At 64.8% G+C, this 19,194-nt stretch carries 19 protein-coding genes; 9 read left to right on the top strand and 10 right to left on the bottom strand.

Annotation, left to right across the window (positions count from 1 at the left end; all coding sequences use genetic code 11):
• From AC0L27_RS30860 to AC0L27_RS30840, 5 genes are all read left to right on the top strand, one after another.
• On the top strand, positions 1-560 hold a 560-nt coding region (locus AC0L27_RS30860), incomplete at its 5' end, for a DUF4159 domain-containing protein (RefSeq protein ID WP_473321457.1).
• A 7-nt stretch (positions 561-567) separates the two neighbouring features.
• The gene (locus AC0L27_RS30855; RefSeq protein ID WP_354209127.1) at positions 568-2,631 is read left to right on the top strand and encodes a hypothetical protein; all 2,064 of its coding nucleotides are present in this window, start codon (positions 568-570) and stop codon (positions 2,629-2,631) included.
• 374 nt (positions 2,632-3,005) lie between these two features.
• On the top strand, positions 3,006-3,932 hold the full coding sequence (locus AC0L27_RS30850; protein WP_354256342.1) for an alpha/beta fold hydrolase: 927 nt from the start codon (positions 3,006-3,008) through the stop codon (positions 3,930-3,932).
• Between the two features lie 158 nt (positions 3,933-4,090).
• The gene (locus AC0L27_RS30845; RefSeq protein WP_275171809.1) at positions 4,091-4,495 is read left to right on the top strand and encodes a DUF2946 domain-containing protein; all 405 of its coding nucleotides are present in this window, start codon (positions 4,091-4,093) and stop codon (positions 4,493-4,495) included.
• Positions 4,496-4,643: 148 nt separating this feature from the next.
• Entirely contained in the window at positions 4,644-7,001 is a 2,358-nt protein-coding gene (locus AC0L27_RS30840; RefSeq protein ID WP_354209129.1) for a TonB-dependent receptor, read from the top strand.
• 11 nt (positions 7,002-7,012) lie between these two features.
• Here the strand turns inward: AC0L27_RS30840 and AC0L27_RS30835 are convergent, their stop codons facing one another.
• The 5 genes from AC0L27_RS30835 to AC0L27_RS30815 form a co-directional block, all read right to left on the bottom strand.
• Complete coding sequence (locus AC0L27_RS30835) at positions 7,013-8,185, bottom strand: hypothetical protein (protein ID WP_354209130.1); 1,173 nt, start codon at positions 8,183-8,185, stop codon at positions 7,013-7,015.
• Between the two features lie 31 nt (positions 8,186-8,216).
• Positions 8,217-8,918: a methyltransferase domain-containing protein gene (locus tag AC0L27_RS30830; protein ID WP_354209131.1), complete on the bottom strand. Its 702-nt coding sequence runs from the start codon at positions 8,916-8,918 to the stop codon at positions 8,217-8,219.
• Positions 8,919-8,955: 37 nt separating this feature from the next.
• Entirely contained in the window at positions 8,956-9,471 is a 516-nt protein-coding gene (locus AC0L27_RS30825) for a GNAT family N-acetyltransferase (protein WP_354209132.1), read from the bottom strand.
• 67 nt (positions 9,472-9,538) lie between these two features.
• On the bottom strand, positions 9,539-10,486 hold the full coding sequence (locus AC0L27_RS30820) for a glycosyltransferase family 2 protein (RefSeq protein ID WP_354209133.1): 948 nt from the start codon (positions 10,484-10,486) through the stop codon (positions 9,539-9,541).
• A gap of 62 nt (positions 10,487-10,548) precedes the next feature.
• Entirely contained in the window at positions 10,549-11,040 is a 492-nt protein-coding gene (locus AC0L27_RS30815; RefSeq protein WP_354209134.1) for an NUDIX domain-containing protein, read from the bottom strand.
• Between the two features lie 80 nt (positions 11,041-11,120).
• Between AC0L27_RS30815 and AC0L27_RS30810 the strand changes: the two genes are divergently transcribed.
• Positions 11,121-12,002 carry a metallophosphoesterase family protein gene (locus tag AC0L27_RS30810; protein ID WP_354057303.1) on the top strand — a complete coding sequence of 294 codons (882 nt, stop codon included), beginning with the start codon at positions 11,121-11,123 and terminating at the stop codon, positions 12,000-12,002.
• Between the two features lie 125 nt (positions 12,003-12,127).
• On the opposite strand, the gene AC0L27_RS30805 is transcribed toward AC0L27_RS30810, so the two are convergent.
• From AC0L27_RS30805 to AC0L27_RS30795, 3 genes are all read right to left on the bottom strand, one after another.
• The gene (locus AC0L27_RS30805) at positions 12,128-12,682 is read right to left on the bottom strand and encodes a hypothetical protein (RefSeq protein ID WP_354057305.1); all 555 of its coding nucleotides are present in this window, start codon (positions 12,680-12,682) and stop codon (positions 12,128-12,130) included.
• 178 nt (positions 12,683-12,860) lie between these two features.
• Positions 12,861-13,067, bottom strand: coding sequence for a DUF4170 domain-containing protein (locus AC0L27_RS30800; RefSeq protein ID WP_007595122.1), 207 nt, complete (start codon positions 13,065-13,067; stop codon positions 12,861-12,863).
• A gap of 30 nt (positions 13,068-13,097) precedes the next feature.
• Complete coding sequence (locus AC0L27_RS30795) at positions 13,098-14,729, bottom strand: isocitrate lyase (RefSeq protein ID WP_354209135.1); 1,632 nt, start codon at positions 14,727-14,729, stop codon at positions 13,098-13,100.
• Between the two features lie 227 nt (positions 14,730-14,956).
• Here AC0L27_RS30795 and AC0L27_RS30790 point away from each other — a divergent pair, with 227 nt between their 5' ends.
• Positions 14,957-16,402 carry a helix-turn-helix domain-containing protein gene (locus tag AC0L27_RS30790; RefSeq protein ID WP_275171499.1) on the top strand — a complete coding sequence of 482 codons (1,446 nt, stop codon included), beginning with the start codon at positions 14,957-14,959 and terminating at the stop codon, positions 16,400-16,402.
• Positions 16,403-16,511: 109 nt separating this feature from the next.
• On the opposite strand, the gene AC0L27_RS30785 is transcribed toward AC0L27_RS30790, so the two are convergent.
• Positions 16,512-16,805 (bottom strand): antibiotic biosynthesis monooxygenase, encoded by a 294-nt coding sequence (locus AC0L27_RS30785; protein WP_007607017.1) that lies wholly within the window; start codon positions 16,803-16,805, stop codon positions 16,512-16,514.
• A 228-nt stretch (positions 16,806-17,033) separates the two neighbouring features.
• Here AC0L27_RS30785 and AC0L27_RS30780 point away from each other — a divergent pair, with 228 nt between their 5' ends.
• Both AC0L27_RS30780 and AC0L27_RS30775 read left to right on the top strand, forming a co-directional pair.
• The gene (locus AC0L27_RS30780) at positions 17,034-17,840 is read left to right on the top strand and encodes a hypothetical protein (RefSeq protein ID WP_354209137.1); all 807 of its coding nucleotides are present in this window, start codon (positions 17,034-17,036) and stop codon (positions 17,838-17,840) included.
• Positions 17,841-18,004: 164 nt separating this feature from the next.
• Positions 18,005-18,352, top strand: a complete 348-nt coding sequence (locus AC0L27_RS30775) for a hypothetical protein (RefSeq protein WP_275171496.1) — start codon at positions 18,005-18,007, stop codon at positions 18,350-18,352.
• Between the two features lie 194 nt (positions 18,353-18,546).
• Here the strand turns inward: AC0L27_RS30775 and AC0L27_RS30770 are convergent, their stop codons facing one another.
• Positions 18,547-19,188 carry a tetratricopeptide repeat protein gene (locus AC0L27_RS30770; protein ID WP_354209138.1) on the bottom strand — a complete coding sequence of 214 codons (642 nt, stop codon included), beginning with the start codon at positions 19,186-19,188 and terminating at the stop codon, positions 18,547-18,549.
• Positions 19,189-19,194 lie beyond the last annotated feature (6 nt).

Raw genomic sequence — 19,194 nt, 5'->3', positions numbered from 1 at the left:
CGATCGTGCCCGGCGCGCCCAAGCCGTCGCGGGACGCCATCAACAAGATCGACGCCTACATGAAGCAGGGCGGCACCGTGCTGTTCGACACTCGCGACGCGGTCGAAGCGCCGCCCGGCGCCAACGGCGCCGCGCAGACCCCGGCCATGCAGACGCTCCGCGAGATCCTGTCCTCGCTCGACGTCCCCGAGCTGGAGCCGGTGCCGCGCGAGCACGTGCTGACCAAGACCTTCTTCCTCTTGCGCGACTTCCCCGGCCGCTTCACCACCGGCCAGACCTGGGTCGAGACCTTGCCGCGCGAAGAGGACGAGGACAGCGCGCAGCGGCCGGCGCGCGGCGGCGACGGCGTCTCACCGATCATCATCACCTCGAACGACCTTGCCGGCGCCTGGGCCGTGCGGCCCGACGGCCAGGCCATGCTGCCGGTGACCGGCGGCGACCCCCGCCAGCGCGAATTCGCCTACCGCGCCGGCGCCAACATCGTGATGTACACGCTGACCGGCAACTACAAGGCCGACCAGGTGCACGCACCGGCTCTGATCGAACGGCTGGGGCAGTAGGATCTATATGAATTACGGCATCGCATTCACGCCGCTGGTTCCCGCGATCGTCCTGTGGATCGCGCTGGCCGCGATCGTCGTCATCGCGATCGTGCTGCTGCTGGCGCGGGCGCGCGGCGCTGCCGTGCGCGTGGCCGCGTTGGCGCTGTTCCTGCTGGCGCTCGCCAACCCCTCCTTCACCCGCGAGGACCGCGATCCGCTCACCTCGGTCGCCGCCATCGTCGTCGACAAGAGCCCGAGCCAGAATTTCGGCAATCGCAATCGCGAGGCCGCTCAGGCGCAGGAAGCGCTGGTCGACAGCCTGAAGAAGATCAAGGGGCTCGAGGTCCGCGTCGTCGATGCCGGACAGGCCGACGGCGAGACCGACGGCACAAAGCTGTTCGGGGCGTTGGCCTCGGCCTTGTCCGACGTGCCGGTCGACCGCGTCGCCGGTGCGTTCCTGATCACCGACGGCCGCGTTCACGACATTCCGGCCAACGCTGCCGGGCTCGGCTTCCAGGCGCCGGTGCACGCGCTGATCACCGGGCAAAAAGACGAGCGCGACCGCCGTATCGCGGTCATCGCTGCTCCGCGCTTCGGCATCGTCGGACAGCCCCAGACCATCACCTACCGCCTCGACGACCAGGGCGTCAGCGGCGAGCGCGCCAAGGTCACGGTCCGCAGGGACGGCGAGGTCATCAACGAGCGCACGCTTTCGAGCGGCCAGGCGGCAAGCGTCGAAGTCGACATCAAGCATTCCGGGCCGAACATCGTCGAGATCGAGGCCTCGCCGCTCGAGCGGGAATTGACGCCGGTGAACAACCGCGCCGTCGTCGCCATCGACGGTGTGCGCGACAAGCTGCGCGTGCTGCTGGTCTCGGGCGAGCCGCATTCCGGCGAGCGCACCTGGCGCAACCTGCTCAAATCCGATGCCAGCGTCGATCTTGTCCACTTCACCATTCTGCGGCCGCCGGAGAAGCAGGACGGCACGCCGATCAACGAATTGTCGCTGATCGCGTTTCCGACCCGCGAGCTGTTCCAGCAGAAGATCAACGAATTCCAGCTGATCATCTTCGACCGCTATGCCCGCCAGGGCGTGCTGCCGATCGCCTATTTCGACAACATCGCACGCTACGTGCGTTCCGGCGGCGCGGTGCTGGTCTCGGCCGGCCCCGATTACGCCTCCAACACCAGCATCTGGCGCACGCCGCTGGATTCGGTGCTGCCGGCCGAACCGGTCGGGGTGACGGAAAAGCCGTTCTACGCGCATCTGTCCGACGTCGGCAAACGCCATCCCGTCACGCGCGGCCTCGAGGGTTCGGCCTCCGAGCCGCCGCGCTGGAGCCGATTCTTCCGCACCGTCGACACCCGCAATGCGGTCAACCCGCCCGTCATGACGGGCGTCGACGGTAAGCCGCTGCTGTTCCTGTCGCGTTTCGGCGAGGGCCGCGTCGCACTGCTGCTCTCCGACCACATCTGGCTGTGGGCGCGCGGCTATGAAGGCGGCGGCCCGCATCTCGACCTGTTGCGGCGGATGTCGCACTGGCTGATGAAGCAGCCTGATCTGGACGAGGAAGCGTTGCGCCTGCAGGTGCAGGGCAAGAATCTCGTGGTGGTGCGCCAGACCATGGCGGACAGCGTTCAGCCGGTGAGCGTGACCTCGCCGTCGGGCGTGTCGCGCGACCTGACGCTTGCAGCCGGCGATCCCGGCGAATGGCGCGCCAGCCTGCCGGCGAGCGAGCTCGGCCTGTGGCAGGCCACCGACGGCACGCTGAAGGCGCTGATCAATGTCGGCCCGACCAATCCGAAGGAGTTTTCGGAAGTCACCTCCACCGTCGACACGTTGAAGCCGCTGACCCAGGCGACCGGCGGTGACGCCGTGCGCGTGGTCGACGGCGCCAGCGTCGAGCTGCCGCGCATCCTGCCGGTCCGCTCGGCGAGCGTCTTCCATGGTGACGGCTGGATGGGCGTGCGGATGCGCGACGCCAGCGTCGTGAAGGGCGTCGGCGTGCTGCCGATCTTTGCCGGCCTGATCGGGCTGCTGCTGCTGCTTGGCGCGTTTGCTGCGACGTGGATGCGCGAGGGGCGCTAGGCGGCTTACGCGCCTCCCTTCGCTTCCGTTAGTCGGATAACCCCCATCGCCCCTTCTTCGCCGGAAGCTCCAGAGCGCCTTCGCCCCCGAACTCGGTCGAATGTAGCGCGTTGTGAAATCTGGAGGCGGTTCTTCCTCGGCCCTGGGCAGGCGTGTCCCTGTCCAGGCATCGCCCCCGCGGCAAGAGCAGTTCTGGACGCAGCCTTCGCAGCACTCAAAGAGTGCGAGCGTTCGGTGAGAAGCGGAGTTCGACAATGACAGACCCACTTCAACCGATCGGTTCTGGAGCCGAACTAACGCTCGATCAGCGCACGTTCAGCTCGCCTCGTCAGACAACGCGCTACATCGAGTGCGGGCCGGCCGACGGACCGTTGATGATCTTCGTCCATGGCTGGCCGAGCATCGGTTTGATGTGGCGCGCTCAGATGGACGCGTTTGCCGCCGACGGTTGGCACTGCGTCGCTCCCGATCTGCGCGGCTACGGCGGCTCTTCCACGCCTGCAGCCAACGACGCCTATACCATCGAGGAAATCGTGACGGACATGGTCGAACTCCATGATCACCTTGGCGGCAAGCCTGCGATCTGGGTCGGTCACGACTGGGGCTGTGTTGTGGTTGGTCAGTTGGTCGCGCATCAGCCAAGGCGCAGCCGCGGCGTCGTGCTGACCTCACTGGCGTATCAACCCGACGGGCACGCCATGCGCACAGTCGTCCCGCTGGTCGACCGAACGATTTATCCGGTTGACCAATATCCGGACGGCCAATGGGATTACTACCGCTACTACAACACGCACTTCGAGGCGGCAGTCGCCGATCTCGATGCAGATCTGGCAGCATCGTTGGCGTCGATCTTTCGGCCAGGCGACCCCGCCGGCATCGGCAAGGTTTCGCCGAATGCGATGGTCACGCGCAATGGAGGACGCTTTGGCGCCGTGCACCGCGCTCCGCCGACTGAGCCCGATCCGGCTCTCTGGCCGCCGGCGGACTTCGACGTGCTGGTGCAGACGTTCAAGGCTCATGGCTTCCGCCCATCCTGCGCGTGGTACCTGAACGACGACGCCAACATCGCCTATGCGCGCAAGGCACCCAATGGCGGCCGCCTGTCGCAGCCGGTGCTGTTCGTTAACGGCGACTTTGATCAGATCTGCAGCATCACCGGAAATCGCCAAGGTGACCCGATGCGCGCCGCCTGCCCGAACCTGACCGTGACGAGCATGCCCGCAGGACATTGGCTGCCGCTGGAGCGCAAGGCAGAACACATCGAGGCCATTCGCACCTGGCTCCAGAGCAAAAAGCTCTGATGCCGTAGGCCTTCAGTTGCCCGCACAACACATCGAGGAGCCGGCTGGCGCAGGTCGGCTCGACAGCAGTTGACATCCGCAGACCGATCGGGCGATGTTACATTATAACGTCGCGGGATCAGGGGATGATGCCTCGCGATGTGGGGTGGCGTTTTCGGATGAAATGGTTCCGGTCGAATATCAGGCACGGCGCCCGGCTCGCGATCTTCGCGATGCTGGTGCAGTTCGCGCTGACGTTCGGCCACAGCCATTGGTTCGCCCAGGCCGCTCCCCTTGCCCAATCCTCGCTGCAGCAGACCGACAGCAACCAAAGTCTCGCTTCGATCGACCGCGCTGCGATCGAGAGGCAATCGCCGTTGGCTCCGGACAGGGAGCACCCGGGCGAGGACAATTGCGCGATCTGCGCATTGGTTGCGATGGCCGGCACCGTCATGTTCGCGGCGCCGCCTGTGTTGTTGCTGCCGCAGGCAATTGACCTGCTCTACCGCACCACCGACGCCGAATTCGTCCATCTGAAATCGGCCGGCACGGCATTCCAGCCGCGCGCCCCTCCCGCGTCCTGACTTCCAACATCGCTTGATCACGCCCAGGCTCGCCGCTTTCAGGCGCATGCCCGGGAGACGTTGAAGTCGAATTCCGTCGCGCAGCGACGGCAGGCCGCCTCCGATCAGCAGACGAACTTGCGGACGGCGCCTGACTGGAATCAGGACCATGTCATTCAAATTGCGGCGCGCGCAGCGTCTAGGTGGAGCAAGCCTGCTCCTGCTCGGCGCCGCCACCTCGGCGCTCGCCGAGGATAAATCATCGACCGAGATCCCCGCCGTCACCGTGACGGCTCCGAGCCCCATCGTACGCAGGGCCGTGGTGCCGAACCGCAATCCGGGCCGCCCCACGCGAACCGCGCGAGCCCGCAGCCACGAGCGCACCGCGGACGCCACGCCGGCAGCCTCCACGCCGGCCGCACCTCAGCAGGGCGTGCTGCCGATCGTCACCAACCAGTTCGCGACGGTCACGGTGGTGCCGAATGAGGAGATCCGCCGCGAAGGCGGCGGCCAGCTCGGCGATCTCCTGTTCTCGAAGCCCGGCATCACCGGCTCGAGCTTTGCGCCGGGCGCCTCCAGCCGGCCGATCATCCGGGGGTTAGACGTCAACCGCGTCGGCATCGTCGAGAACGGCACCAATTCCGGCGGCGCCTCCGACCTCGGCGAGGATCACTTCGTCCCGATCGATCCGCTCGCGACCAACCAGGTCGAGGTGGTGCGCGGGCCGGCTGCGCTGCGCTACGGTTCGACCTCGATCGGCGGCGTCGTCAGCGCCACCAACAACCGGATTCCCGACGCGCTGCCGAACTGCGCTCCGTCGTTCCAGACCTACGGCATGCCAACCAAGGCGCCGCTCGCAGCGGCCGCGACGTCGCCTTGCGTCACCGCCGAGACCCGTAGCGCGTTCAGCTCGGTCGACCGCGGCGTCGAAAGTGGCGTGCTGCTCGACACCGGCGGCGGCAATTTTGCGTTCCATGCCGACGTCTACGGGCGCAACACCACCGACTACAGCATCCCGAGCTACCCGTACCTGAATGACCAGACGCGGACCGTCGCCAACGGACGCCAGCCCAATTCGGCGACACGCTCGGACGGCGCCTCGATCGGCGGCTCCTACTTTTTCCAAGGCGGCTATATCGGCGCGGCGATCACGCAGAACGACTCGCTCTACCACATTCCCGGCATCGACGGCGCCGACCACAACACGCGGATCGACGGTCACCAGACCAAGATCAACGTCAAGGGCGAGTACCATCCCGACGCTACGGCGATCGACGTCGTTCGCTTCTGGGCCGGTGCGACCGACTATCGGCACAACGAGATTGGGCTTGCCGATCCTGCCGATCCCACCAGCGACGGCGTGCGGCAGACCTTCACTAACAAGGAGCAGGAGATCCGCACCGAGGTGCAGCTGATGCCGTTCAACGCACGCTTCGCCGAGGTGACGACGGCGCTGGGCTTCCAGGTCGGCCATCAGGAATTGAGCGCGCCGAGCCCGGACAATCCGGGCACGCTGTTCAACGGCCTGTGGGACCCGAACAACAGCACGCGCGTTGCTGGATACGCCTTCAACGAGTTCAAGTTCACGGACGCGACACGGGCGCAGATCGCCGGCCGCATCGAACATGTCGAGCTGCACGGCACGACGCCGGATTTTCCCGCGGACTTCCTGCCCGACGGCACGCCGCAGGCGGGTATCGGCCGTAATCCGTCCTTCACGCCGAAGAGCGGCAGCATCGGCCTGTTGCAGGACCTGCCGGGCGGCTTGGTCGGCAGCATCACCGCGCAATATGTCGAGCGCGCGCCGAAGGCGGCCGAGCTGTTCTCGCGCGGCGCGCATGATGCGACCGCGACCTTCGACATCGGCAACCCCAACCTCGGCATCGAGACCGCGAAGTCCGCCGAGGTCGGCCTGCGCAAGGCGACGGGGCCGTTCCGGTTCGAGGCGACCGTTTACTACACGCACTTCAACAACTTCATCTATCGCCGTCTCACCGGCGTGATGTGCGACGACGACTTTGCCTCATGCGGCACACCCGGCGCCGAGGTGAACCAGGCGGTCTATTCGCAGCGGGACGCGAACTTCCGCGGCGGCGAATTCCAGTCGCAGCTCGACGTCGGTGCATTCCAGGGCGGCATCTGGGGCATCGAGAACCAGTTCGACGTGGTCCGTGCCACCTTCACCGACGGCACCAACGTGCCGCGAATTCCGCCGGTGAGACTGGGCGGCGGCGTGTTCTGGCGCGACGGCAATTGGCTGATGCGCGTCAATCTGTTGCACGCCTTCGCTCAGAACAACGTCGCCGTGATCGCGGAGACGCCGACGGCGGGCTACAATTTGCTGAAGGCCGAGGTCAGCTACAAGACCAAGCTCAATCCGAATGCATTCGGTGCGCGCGAGATGATCGCCGGCCTCGTCGGCAACAATCTCCTCAACGAGAACATCCGCAACTCGGTGTCCTACACCAAGGACGAGGTGTTGATGCCCGGCATCGGCGTGCGGGCGTTTGCGAACTTCAAGTTCTGAAAGCGCGATAGCTAGCCGGACTTCATCGCGCGTTGGCTGAAAGCGGCTGTTTCAGGGGCGTGCTCTGCCGCCTCCTGAAACAGCACGGCAAACAGCAGGGTCCACAATGTCAGGAGAGAAATGGGGATCGTGTAGTATGGCGTCGCGATCGGATAGGTGAAGAAGAAGGCGAGGTTGAGCGCCAGATTGGCCAACGTGAGCAGCGCGACGACGCGACGAATGCCGTTCGCCTGCCGCAACAGCCAGATCGAGCCCACAATTCCGATGACGATCAGCAAAGTCTGGAGCGGATCGGCGAGGTAGTCCCGGACCACCGCGAACGAAAAATCCAGCGGCCTGACATCGGGGTTGTTGCCATAGGTCGACGCGAATGGACTGCCGGCGTTGACGGCGTAAGAGACGATGGTCGGGATCACGCCGGCCAGCAATGCGACGCCGAACACGACCCCTTGCAAGAACCGGGACAACGTCCGATCCAAAAGGAACGCGACGAGGAGAAACAGGCCATAGCCGGACGCCAGGAAGAGATTGGCCAACCGGAAATCGACGGTCAGTCCGAGCAGGAAACCGATGGGCGCCAGCAGCCAGATATTAGGTTGGGATCGCGGGCCCGCCAGCCATCGCGCCGTGAGACATCCTGCGAGCGCGCACACGACGACGGTCGGGGCCATCGAATAGCTCGCCTTGACCGGATTGACCATCAGGTAGATCGCAAGACAGCCGAACGTCCCGGCCATCAAGACCGACCTCATGCTGCGCGCGAGAGAAAGGGCAAACAGCGCCAAGCCGAGGACGACAATGGTCGCCAGCATGTACATGGGCACGACCTGGTGACCCGGCGGAAACAACGCCAAGACGAGGCCGACACCCGGCGGGTATTGAATGACGACCTTCCCCGTGGCCGGCATCAGATTGTGACAGGGCGCAGCGGTCGTATCGTTCCAGTCGGGGTAGCCGATCTCCTTCAGCTTTGCTTTCTGATAGCCGTCGTCGTCGCGGGCGAGGCTGGTGTCGAAGCCCTCCACAAGCCCGAACCTCTGGAACAGATGCGCCTGCCTGAGGTAGCAGATGTCGTCATAGACGCCGCGCGCCTCATTCCATCGCATCATGGTCCAGAAATGGCCGACCAGCACCGCGAGAAACAAGACGGCGAAGACGGCTTTGCTGGCGTGGATTTTGTTCATCGGGATCATGCTGCGGGGAGGCGTCGCTGCTTCAGCGGAATGCAAGATAGAGATTGGACGATAGCGGGCCGAGCGACAGACCGGTGTAGCCCACGGCCGCGGACTTAGAGTTGGACGACTTGGCACTCGCAGATTTGGCAACCAGCGCGGCGAGCTCCAGCAGCCGTTTTCGCGTCATCAGAATCAGGTTTTGGTGGTCGGTCCATTCCGACTTGCCGGCGATCCTGCAGGCGATCCTGAAGGTGCCATCCAGATAGTGCGCCAGCGGGATGGCCGTGTGGTGCTCGACCGGAAAGAACCTGTTGGGCACCGTGATGAACACCCGCCGTGCGACGCGGCAAAGCTCCTCGACCAGGAGCACCTGATTTCGATGGCTTCCGGCGTGCTCGAGCACGGCATTGGACGTCGCGACATCGAACGCATTGTCGTCAAACGGCAGCCGTGTATTCGGTTCGATCTGCACGTAACGGCAAAGCGGAAAAGCCGCCTTGAATTCGATTCCTTCGCCAAGCCCGCAGGCCGTGATCTTGTGCTGATGCGGGTAGCTTCGCTCTAGCACGTTGGCGCCGTCGTTGATGACGTCGGACACGCCGACATCCAGGATCTCGTCCGAGGCAGACGGCTGCATCCGGGCGATGAAATCCTGGAAGATGCGGTCGCGCGCCGCGATCAGCAGCTTTTCCGCCGTGCTCCCGGACGCCACCTCCCGGTAATATTGCTGATCGACCGGCACTGCCCTACCTTCATGTGAGCTTCGAAGCGATGGCGCGTCAGGTTCGCGCCTTGCTCCAGTCGGGGCCGACCGGACCCGATACCCCTTCGAACGCGCCCTCGACGAGCTCGATGACGAGGAGCCTGCTGTAATCGACCGGGCCCGGCATGGTGACGCGCCCCTTGGCGACCTGCTTGAAGCCGACGCGACTGTAATAGGGCTCGTCGCCGACCAGCAGCACCAGGCGATGGCCCTGCGCCTTCGCATCCTTCAGCGCGCGCTCGAGCAGCAGCCGGCCGACGCCGCGGCTGCGGAACGGAGGCTCGACCGTCAGGGGCCCGAGCAGCAGCGCCGGCGTGTCGCCGACGCAAATCGGCAATTGCCGGACGGATCCGACCAGCAACGTACCGACGCGGGCGGTGAAGGATAGATCGAGCACATGATCCACATGCTCGCGGATGCGGTATGCGCTGAGCACGAAGCGGCCGGGCCCGAAGGTGCGTTCGTGCAGCCGCTCGATCGCCTGAGCATCGCCGGCGGCTTCGGACCGGATGGTGAGGGAGAGATCGTTCATCGCGTCGGCGGGATATCACCTTGGAGGGCAGCGGTCCATGGGATTGCGCTCGGCCCCGGGGGCAATTTCAAGTCCTCCCGAGCGGCGGCTGGGACAGGTAGGCGAGCATCTTCATTTCCCGCCGCCCGCGCGTCACGGTGTCGAGCACGAGCCCCGACGAAGCCGAAAGCAGCGCCATGATCATCAGACCCATGGAGAGCACGGCGGTCGGTAGGCGCGGGACGAGGCCGGTTTCGAGGAAGGTGATCACGACCGGCAGCCCGAAAGCAATCGACAGCAGCGCGAAGACGATGCCGATCGCCGAAAAGAACCGCAGCGGCCGCTCCGACCGGTTGAGCTTCAGCATCGTGTTGAAGATGCGCAACCCATCCTGCCACGTATTGAGCTTGGAGTAGGAGCCTTCCGGGCGCGCGTAATAGGGCGTCTCGACCTCGGCGACCGGCAGCGACAATTCCAGCGCATAGACCGCGAACTCGGTCTCGATCTCGAAGCCGCCGGACAGGACCGGAAAGGATTTGACGAAGCGGCGCGAGAACACGCGGTAACCGGACAGGATGTCCTTGAAGGCGTGGCCGAAGGTCGATGCCAGGAAACCGGTGAACAGCCGGTTGCCGATGCGATGACCGCGCCGGTAGGCCGCTTGCGATTGATCGACACGCAGACCGACAACCATATCCAGATGCTCATCGAGGAGCTGGTCGATCATGCGCGAGGCGCTCGGCGCGTCGTAGGTCGCATCGCCATCGACGAGCACGTAGATGTCGGCCTCGATGTCCGCGAACATGCGGCGTACGACGTGGCCCTTGCCCTGGCGCCGTTCGCTGCGCACGATCGCTCCGGCCTCGCGCGCGACCGCCGCGGTACGGTCGGTCGAATTGTTGTCGTACACGTAGACCTCGGCCGCAGGCAGCGCCTTGCGGAAATCGGCGACGACCGTCGCGACGGCGGCTTCTTCATTGTAGCAGGGCACCAGCACGGCGACCCGAAACGGCCATGGCCTTGTCGATTCAGACAATCTTCATCCCTCGTCCCTGCGCCGACACCGCAGGCGCGGCGATTTACTAGCACAGGCCGCCATCATCGCCACGTCGCAATCAAGGGCTTGCCGTCCAGCACTTCCGCGATCCGCAGCCGCGTGCCGGGCGTGGTCCCCTCGGGCAGCGCGGTGACCGCGAAGAACCCGCACTCGGCGATCTCGTGGTTGGGCGCGGGCAGGCGATCCTGCTTGAACTGCCTGACGACGTAGACCGCGACATGGTCGCGGCGGGAGACGTGACTGTTGAGGAAGATGCCGTGCAGCACGGCGTCGCCGGTGAGATCGATATCCCCCTCCTCCTTGAGCTCGCGCCGCAGCGCCTGCTCCATGGTCTCGCCGAGATCGACGCCGCCGCCGGGCAGATACCAGCCCGTGACGTAGCTGTGCCTGACCAGGAACACCCTAGTGTCGGCATCCAGCACCACCGCGCGGACGCCGAGCGTCATGCCGCGGACCAGCAGGAAATAGGCGTGGAAGATTCGCCGCAGCAGCGGCTCGAATCTCCGTCGGACGCTGTTCAGACGTTCCGCCATCGGGCTCCCTCGATGCCGCGCTTGCACGTAGCCTGCGACCTTGCCATTACAGCGGGCGAATAGCGAGGCAATCGCGCCCCATGGCCCCCTTCACGCTCGCCCATCTATCCGACCCGCATCTGCCGCCGCTGCCGAAGCCGCGGTTGATCGAGCTCGCCGGCAAGCGCGCGCTCGGCTACGTCAACTGGACGCGCAACCGTCACAAGTACCAGCGCCGCGAGGTGCTCGACGCACTCGTCGCCGACGTGAAGGCGCAAGGTCCCGACCACATCGCGGTCACAGGCGATCTCGTCAATCTCGCGCTGGAGGCGGAGTTCGCGCCGGCGCGCGCCTGGCTCGAGGGCGTCGGTCCGCCCGACCGCGTCACCACGATTCCCGGCAATCACGACGCCTATGTCCGCGCCACCTCTCATCGCTTCGGCGAAACATTCGCGCCCTATCTTGCGGGTGACGATGGCCGTATCGGCTTTCCGAGCCTGCGCCGGCGCGGGCCGCTCGCGCTGATCAGCCTGTCCACGGCGGTGCCCACCTTGCCGTTGATGGCGACAGGCACGCTCGGACGCAATCAGCTCGCATCGCTCGAAGAGGTGCTCGAGCAGCTCGCGGCCGAGGACGTCTTTCGCGTGCTGCTGGTGCATCATCCATTGAAGTCCGGCGCGCGTCACAAGCGGATGACTGACTCGGCCGGGCTGCTGACGGTCTTGAAACGCCACGGCGTCGAGCTGATCCTGCACGGACACGACCACATTCATTCGACGATGTGGTTCGAGGGATCCAACGGCAACATTCCCGCAATCGGCGTGCCCTCGGCCTCCGCGCTCGCGCACGGGCACACCCCGGCTGCGGCGTACAATCTGTTCACGATCGAGAAGGACAACATCGGCTGGCGTTGCGAGCAGACGGTGCGGAGCCTGGGGGCCGGATTTCAGATCGGGCAGATCAAGCATGTGAAGTTGATTTAAACCGCTGTCATTGCGAGCGCGGCGAAGCAATCCAGAGTCCCTCCGCGGAGGCAGCCTGGATTGCTTCGTCGCCAGCGCAAAATTGCTTCGCAATTTTGTCGCGGGATCCTCGCAATGACGACGCCTCACCAGCTCCGCAGGGCCGCGAGCACGGCAACGCCGAACAGCGCAGCGGCGCCGAGCACAAAACCGAACACGAATGGCCAGAGGCGCGAGCGGCGCCGCGGCGGCGCGACGTCGGGCTTCGGCTCGGGCGGGACCACCATCGCATGCTCGCGCTCGATCATGCGGCGCGCGACGTAATCGGTCACGGCCTCGACGATGACAGACGTGTCGTGCGATTCGGCGAGCACGATGCGGCCGAAGCGGGTGTCCTGCACGAAGCGGTACATCCGCTTGTCGCGCCCCATCAAGATGTGCGCGACGACGTCGATCCAGAGCCTGGGCGTATCGCCCTGGCTGATGCCGCGGTCGAACAGGTCGATCTGCTCCGGCACCTGCGCAAACAGGGGATCGAGCGAATCGTTGAGGATCTCGAGCCGCGCCACCTCGGCATCGCGCAAATCGACGACGACGCCGGTCCGGTCCGCGGCCTCGATCCGCGCCCGCAACAGCGCATCGCGCAGCCGCACCGGGCGCGGCTGGCTGGGATGGATCCCGCTGGTCTCGGGCTCTGACATTGGCGGCCTCGTCCTCACTTGGCCGGATTAACCTATCAGCAACCAAAGTGTCCGCAAAGGCCCTACAATTCCAGTTACTTACGGTGCCCACAGGCCGTTCACCTGTGCCAAAAACAGACGGTCCCACCCGGCTTGCGCCGGATGGGACCCTCCGTCCTTGGACGTCTTATTCAGGTTATCAGGCCGAGACCCGCGACGGCTCTTCCACGATCGAGAAGCGGACGCCCGCCTTGTGGCGGTTCTCTTCCGAGACCGAGCGCCAGGCGTCCTCGGCCTCTTTGCGGGTCTTGAACGGACCCTGCACCTGGGCCGAACCTTCCACCAGCTTGTGGAAGTTCATCGAGCCGAACTCGCCGCCGATCACCCAGAAATTGCTGTTGGTCATTGTCAGTCTCCTGTCGATTAGCGTGATGCGTTAGCCGAACTGGTTCATCGTGTTGTGGGCGCCGCCCGCCTTCAGGGCAGCCTCGCCGGCGAAGTATTCCTTGTGGTCGTCGCCGATGTCGGAGCCGGCCATGTTCTGATGCTTGGCGCAGGCGATACCCTGACGGATCTCGGCGCGCTGGACGTTCTTGACATAGCCGAGCATGCCCTGGTCGCCGAAATATTCCTTCGCCAGATTGTCGGTCGAGAGCGCCGCCGTGTGGTAGGTCGGCAACGTTATCAGGTGGTGGAAGATGCCGGCACGCTTGGCCGAATCCGCCTGGAAGGTACGGATGCGCTCGTCGGCTTCCTTCGCCAGCGGCGTATCGTCATATTCCGGCTTCATCAGCTCGGCGCGATTGTACTTGCTGACGTCTTGGCCGGCTTCCTTCATCGCGTCGTAGACCTGCCAACGGAAGTTGAGCGTCCAGTTGAACGAGGGCGAGTTGTTGTAGGCCAGCTTCGCGTTCGGAACCACCTTGCGGATCCGGTCGACCATCTTGGCGATCTGCTCGATATGCGGCTTCTCGGTTTCGATCCAGAGCAGGTCGGCGCCGTTCTGCAGCGAGGTGACGCAGTCCAGCACGCAGCGGTCTTCGCCGGTGCCCGGGCGGAACTGATAGAGATTGGAGGGCAGCCGCTTCGGACGCATCATCTTGCCGTTGCGGTTGATGATGACGTCGCCATTGCGGGCGTTCTCCGCCGTCACTTCCTCGCAATCCAGGAAGCTGTTGTACTGGTCGCCGAGGTCACCGGGCTTGTGGCTGACGGCGATCTGCTGGGTCAGGCCGGCACCGAGCGAGTCGGTACGGGTCACGACGATGCCGTCTTCGACGCCGAGTTCGAGGAAGGCGTGGCGGCAGGCCCGGATCTTGGCCAGGAACACCTCGTGCGGCACGGTGACCTTGCCGTCCTGGTGGCCGCACTGCTTCTCGTCCGAGACCTGGTTCTCGATCTGGAGCGCGCAGGCACCCGCCTCGATCATCTTCTTGGCGAGCAAATAGGTCGCCTCCGCATTGCCGAAGCCGGCGTCGATGTCGGCGATGACGGGCACGACATGGGTCTGGAAGTTGTCGATCTTCTCGATCAACTCCTTCTCTCGGGTCTTGTCGCCTTCCTTGCGGGCCTTATCGAGGTTGCGGAAGATATCGTTCAGCTCGCGCGAATCGGCCTGACGCAGGAAGGTGTAGAGCTCTTCGATCAGCGCCGGCACCGAGGTTTTCTCGTGCATCGACTGGTCCGGCAGCGGGCCGAACTCGGAACGCAGCGCCGCGATCATCCAGCCGGACAGATACAAATAGGTGCGATCGGTCTTGCCGAAGTGCTTCTTGACCGAGATCAGCTTCTGCTGGGCGATAAAGCCGTGCCAGCAGCCCAGCGACTGCGTGTACTTGGTGGGGTCGCCGTCATAGGCGGCCATGTCGGCCCGCATCAGCGCCGCGGTGTAGCGGGCGACGTCGAGGCCGGTCTTGAAGCGATTCTGCAGGCGCATGCGGGCGACGGCCTCGGCCGACACCCCGTTCCAGGTCGGCTGGGTCTCTAGGAGCGACCGGGCCGCCTCGACCTCACTCTGGTAGGAGGCGGGGGCCTGGAGGGTGCTGATGCCGCGGGGCTGGTAGTTCATGTGCCTGATCCTTTCGCTGACGATGGCCACCAGCCATCGACATTCTTGACAACGCATTGCGAGATGCGTGTCAGAAGCTAAACGCGAGAAAGCTCAGCTCGTATAGTAGGCTTGTATTTGAATGGTGATGTCATGTAACATCGGTACTTGTAATAGATGTCACTTTGTAAATCTTGTAATAAATAGGTCAGCAAGACTGCCTTCGATCCACCTCCGGAGACCTGAGAATGCCCGCCGGTTCCAGCAAGAAGCTCTTCGTCGGCCCCCGCTTCCGGCGGATCCGGCAGCAATTGGGGCTGTCGCAGACCCAGATCGCCGAGGGGCTCGGGATCTCGCCGAGCTATGTCAACCTGATCGAGCGTAACCAGCGTCCGGTGACCGCCCAGATCCTGCTGCGGCTGGCCGAAACCTACGACCTCGACCTGCGCGACCTCGCGACCGCCGACGAGGACCGCTTTTTCGCCGAACTCAACGAGATCTTCTCCGACCCGCTGTTCCGCCAGATCGACGTTCCCAAGCAGGAATTGCGCGATCTCGCCGAGCTTTGCCCCGGCGTCACCCATGCGCTGCAACGGCTCTATGCCGCCTATACCGAGGCCCGCCAGGGCGAGACGCTGGCCGCGGCACAAATGGCCGACCGCGACGTCGGCACCCGCTATGAGGCCAATCCGGTCGAGCGCGTCCGCGAGTTGATCGAGGCCAACCGCAACTACTTTCCGGAACTCGAGCAGGCCGCGGAGACTCTGCGCGACGAGCTCAACGTGCCGGCCGAAGAGCTTTACGCGGCGCTCGCGGCACGGCTGCGCGAAAAGCATTCAATCCAGACCCGCATCATGCCGGTGGACGTGATGCGCGAGACGCTGAGGCGCTTCGACCGCCACCGCCGCCAGCTCCTGATCTCCGAGCTGGTCGACCCGCCCGGCCGCGCGTTCCAGCTCGCCTTTCAGCTCGGCCTGGTTGAATGCGCGCAGCATCTGGAGACCATCATCGGCCGCGCCGGGCCGCTCGACGACACACCGCGCCGCCTGTTCCGCATCACGCTCGGCAACTACTTTGCGGCCGCCGTGATGATGCCTTACCCGGCTTTTCTGGCTGCGGCGGAAGCGCTGAACTACGACATCCATCTGCTGGCGCAGCGCTTCAATTCCGGCTTCGAGCAGGTGTGCCATCGGCTCACGACGCTGCAGCGGCCGAACGCGCGCGGCATCCCGTTCTTCCTGCTTCGTGTCGACAATGCCGGCAACGTGTCGAAGCGATTTTCATCGGGCACGTTCCCGTTCTCGAAATTCGGCGGCACTTGTCCGTTGTGGAACGTGCACTCGACCTTCGACACGCCTGATCGCCTGCTGAAGCAGGTCATCGAGCTGTCGGACGGCACGCGCTATTTCTCGATCGCGCAGATGGTGCGCCGCCCCGTCGCGCCGCACCCGCTGCCGCAGCCGCGCTTCGCCATCGGCCTCGGCTGCGAGATCCGTCACGCCGCGCGCCTGGTCTATGCTGCCGGCATCGATCTGGAGAAAACGGAGGGCACGCCGATCGGCGTCAACTGCCGTCTCTGCGAACGGGAAAACTGCGCCCAGCGCGCCGAGCCGCCGATCACGCGCACGCTGATTTTGGATGAGACGACGCGGCGGGTGTCGAGCTTTGCGTTCTCGAATGCACGGGAGTTGTGAGAGGGCACAACCTCCTCGTAATTGCGAGGGAAAGCGAAGCAATCCAGACTGTCTCCGCAGTGACAGCCTGGATTGCTTCGTCGCTCCGCTCCTCGCAATGACGAAGGCTTCACGCCAGCGTATGCACGATCACCGGACCCGCGGCGGCGCGGGCGTCGCCTGCAAGCAGCGCGCCCAGATCCTTCTCGATCCAGGCGATCGCACGCCTGTTCGCCTCCTCCGCCTGCTCGAACTTGTCGAAGATCGAAATCGCCGTGACCGTGTCGTCGCCGGCGTAGACGACGTAATAGGCACGGAAGCCGTCGACGTCGCTGATGATCGGAACGGCGCCTTCCTTGATACGGCGCGCCAGCTCTTCGGCGCTCCCGCTTTTCGCTTTGGCCTGACGGATGGCGGCGTACATGGCATCCTCCCTTCCGGCTATCTGGTTTGGGGCTCGGTGCCCGGATCGCATGCTACGCCGAACCGCGCGGGCAATCCACGCTTGGTTAACCCGGCACTAATTGACTTCAGCGATCTGCAACCATCGGTTAAGCACGCCTCAACATCGCTGCCTTAGTCTCGCCCCACTCACTTTTCGCAAACAACGGCGGCTTATTCTGCCGCGTGAAGTGACATCAGGGGGTTCATCATGCGCATTGCGTTGCTGCTGACCGCGACCATTGTCGGCGCGCTCTTTGCCAATCCGTCCCATGCCGGACCGCTTGATGCGTCCGCCGGCGCAGCGCAGGCGTTACCGCCGGGCTTCCAGAGCTACCGCGGCTACATGTTCGACCTGTCGGAGAATTCCGACCGCCAGGATGTCGACAAGCTCACCGACAATGTGAAGAGCCAGATCGACGTGGTCGAGGCAGCCGGCCTTTCGCCGCGCGTGCTGCGCTTCTTCCGCACCGTCCCGATCATCGCCAGCGAACTCGCCTGCCTCGACGAAGGCGCCGCGACCGCGTGCTACGGCCGGGTCACGCCTGACATCCAGCGCACCGCTCCCCGCACGCTGACGGTCTGGGACCCCAACAAGCAGCGCTGGAGCAATCCGAACGCCGTCGACCTCGCGGTCGATTCCGGCCTCGGCGTGATCATGCTGCGGCCGGACATGATGCGGTACGAAAAGGAAGCCGTGCTGCTGCACGAGTTGCTGCACGCCTACCACGCGCGGCTGTTGCCGGACGGCTACGCCAACAAGGGCGTGATCGGCTATTACGCCTACGCCAAGTCCAAGGATCTCCTGCCCAAGGAATCCTATGCGCTGAAGAATCACATGGAATTCTTTGCGGTGACCGCCAGCATCTTCCTGGCCGGGAAGAGCGAATTCCACGACCCGAAGTCGCGCGAGGCGCTCAAGGAGAAGTTGCCGGACTATTACAAATATCTGGTCGGCGTGTTCGGCTTCGACCCCGATCCGGCAGCGGCAAGCGGCCCAGTCGCCTCGCTGAAGTAAGGCTAAAAACGCCAAACCAAGCCCGAGAGCCGCGCGCACAGCGCGGCTCTTTTGTTTTGGTCACCGGAAGCTGCGGATGACGCGTGGCCGGGAATTGCCAAGGTGGGGGCCGATCTGCATAGTCCCGCCCGCATCGATACTGTTTTCGAAGAGGATAGAACAACATGGCGGACGCCGACCTGGATGTCGTGATCCGGCAACTGGCCAGACAGCTGCATACGGGCCTGATGACCCGCGCCAAGGAGCGGCGGGATCGATTCAACGGCCTTGCGGCCAAGGCCAAGAGCAAGGAGACTGGCGACCGCTTCAAGATGATGGCCAAGACCACCATGGAGCAGGCCATCGCCGCCGCCAAGCGCCTGCAGATGTCCGCCGACAACGTCGCCGACAGCTACGCGCGGTCGATGCGGATCGCCGCCAGCACACCGGTCGCGGTGAAGGTGGAGAAGAAGGCGCCCAAGGAAAAGCCGGTGAAGAAGGCGAAGAAGGCCAAAGCCAAGAAGGCGAAGTAGCGCTCACTTTCTTCCTTCTCCCCTTGTGGGAGAAGGTGGCGCGAAGCGCCGGATGAGGGGTTGTTTCCGCGGATTTCAACCGCAGCAGGCTCACGCGCGGAGAGATACCCCTCACCCGTCTCGCCGCTTCCCGGCGAGCCACCCTCTCCCACAAGGGGAGAGGGTTGCAGCGGCGCACGCAGCTCCAGATATCTCTACCTTCCTGGCGCGGCGAGGCGGGTCGGCTCGGCGCTTGCCAGTTCGGCGAGCTTAGCGCGCGCCGCATCGCGGGTGTGGGCATCCTTGCCGGCGGGCAGTGCCAGCGCGGCCTCGAAATCGGCGCGTGCCTCATCCGCTTGGCCGCGGGCAAGGAAGGCGAGGCCGCGGTCGAGCCGAGACTGCGCATCCGACGGGTCGACGCGGACCGCGGTGTTGTAGCTCAGAATCGCGCGATCGAGATCGCCGGTGGCGGCGAGCGCGAGACCGCGCTGGTGATAGGGCGCGGCGTGCCTGGGATCATGCGCGATCGCCTCGTCATAATCCTCGATGGCAAGTTCGAGATCGCCGTTCTGCCGGCGCGCCAGCGCCCGATCGCGATAGAGCGAGGCGCGGTTGGGATTGAGGTGGATGGCCTCGTCGAAATCCGCGATCGCCCGCCGCCAGTCGCCGTGGCGCAGCGCGATCCGTCCGCGCCCCTCATAGGCGAAAGCGATCAGCGAGCCGCGCAGCGGCGAGAAGCCGATCACCGCCGAGCAGATGTCCGGGTCGTCCTCGTCCCCGCAATTGACGACGGTGTGCGTGGACAGGCCAATCAGCACGCCCAGGACAATCAACAATGGTACCGCAGCTTTGGTCATCTTCGA

It is taken from the genome of Bradyrhizobium sp. Ken51, from assembly GCF_055807435.1.
This window is presented reverse-complemented; position numbering and strand designations above follow the sequence as displayed.

Excerpts from the sequence above, each read along its gene's own strand:
- AC0L27_RS30855 (WP_354209127.1), top strand. The coding sequence starts at position 568 with ATGAATTACGGCATCGCATTCACGCCGCTGGTTCCCGCGATCGTCCTG.
- AC0L27_RS30850 (WP_354256342.1), top strand. The coding sequence starts at position 3,006 with ATGATCTTCGTCCATGGCTGGCCGAGCATCGGTTTGATGTGGCGCGCT.
- AC0L27_RS30845 (WP_275171809.1), top strand. The coding sequence starts at position 4,091 with ATGAAATGGTTCCGGTCGAATATCAGGCACGGCGCCCGGCTCGCGATC.
- AC0L27_RS30840 (WP_354209129.1), top strand. The coding sequence starts at position 4,644 with ATGTCATTCAAATTGCGGCGCGCGCAGCGTCTAGGTGGAGCAAGCCTG.
- AC0L27_RS30835 (WP_354209130.1), bottom strand. The coding sequence starts at position 8,185 with ATGAACAAAATCCACGCCAGCAAAGCCGTCTTCGCCGTCTTGTTTCTC.
- AC0L27_RS30825 (WP_354209132.1), bottom strand. The coding sequence starts at position 9,471 with ATGAACGATCTCTCCCTCACCATCCGGTCCGAAGCCGCCGGCGATGCT.
- AC0L27_RS30815 (WP_354209134.1), bottom strand. The coding sequence starts at position 11,040 with ATGGCGGAACGTCTGAACAGCGTCCGACGGAGATTCGAGCCGCTGCTG.
- AC0L27_RS30810 (WP_354057303.1), top strand. The coding sequence starts at position 11,121 with ATGGCCCCCTTCACGCTCGCCCATCTATCCGACCCGCATCTGCCGCCG.
- AC0L27_RS30805 (WP_354057305.1), bottom strand. The coding sequence starts at position 12,682 with ATGTCAGAGCCCGAGACCAGCGGGATCCATCCCAGCCAGCCGCGCCCG.
- AC0L27_RS30800 (WP_007595122.1), bottom strand. The coding sequence starts at position 13,067 with ATGACCAACAGCAATTTCTGGGTGATCGGCGGCGAGTTCGGCTCGATG.
- AC0L27_RS30795 (WP_354209135.1), bottom strand. The coding sequence starts at position 14,729 with ATGAACTACCAGCCCCGCGGCATCAGCACCCTCCAGGCCCCCGCCTCC.
- AC0L27_RS30790 (WP_275171499.1), top strand. The coding sequence starts at position 14,957 with ATGCCCGCCGGTTCCAGCAAGAAGCTCTTCGTCGGCCCCCGCTTCCGG.
- AC0L27_RS30785 (WP_007607017.1), bottom strand. The coding sequence starts at position 16,805 with ATGTACGCCGCCATCCGTCAGGCCAAAGCGAAAAGCGGGAGCGCCGAA.
- AC0L27_RS30780 (WP_354209137.1), top strand. The coding sequence starts at position 17,034 with ATGCGCATTGCGTTGCTGCTGACCGCGACCATTGTCGGCGCGCTCTTT.
- AC0L27_RS30775 (WP_275171496.1), top strand. The coding sequence starts at position 18,005 with ATGGCGGACGCCGACCTGGATGTCGTGATCCGGCAACTGGCCAGACAG.
- AC0L27_RS30770 (WP_354209138.1), bottom strand. The coding sequence starts at position 19,188 with ATGACCAAAGCTGCGGTACCATTGTTGATTGTCCTGGGCGTGCTGATT.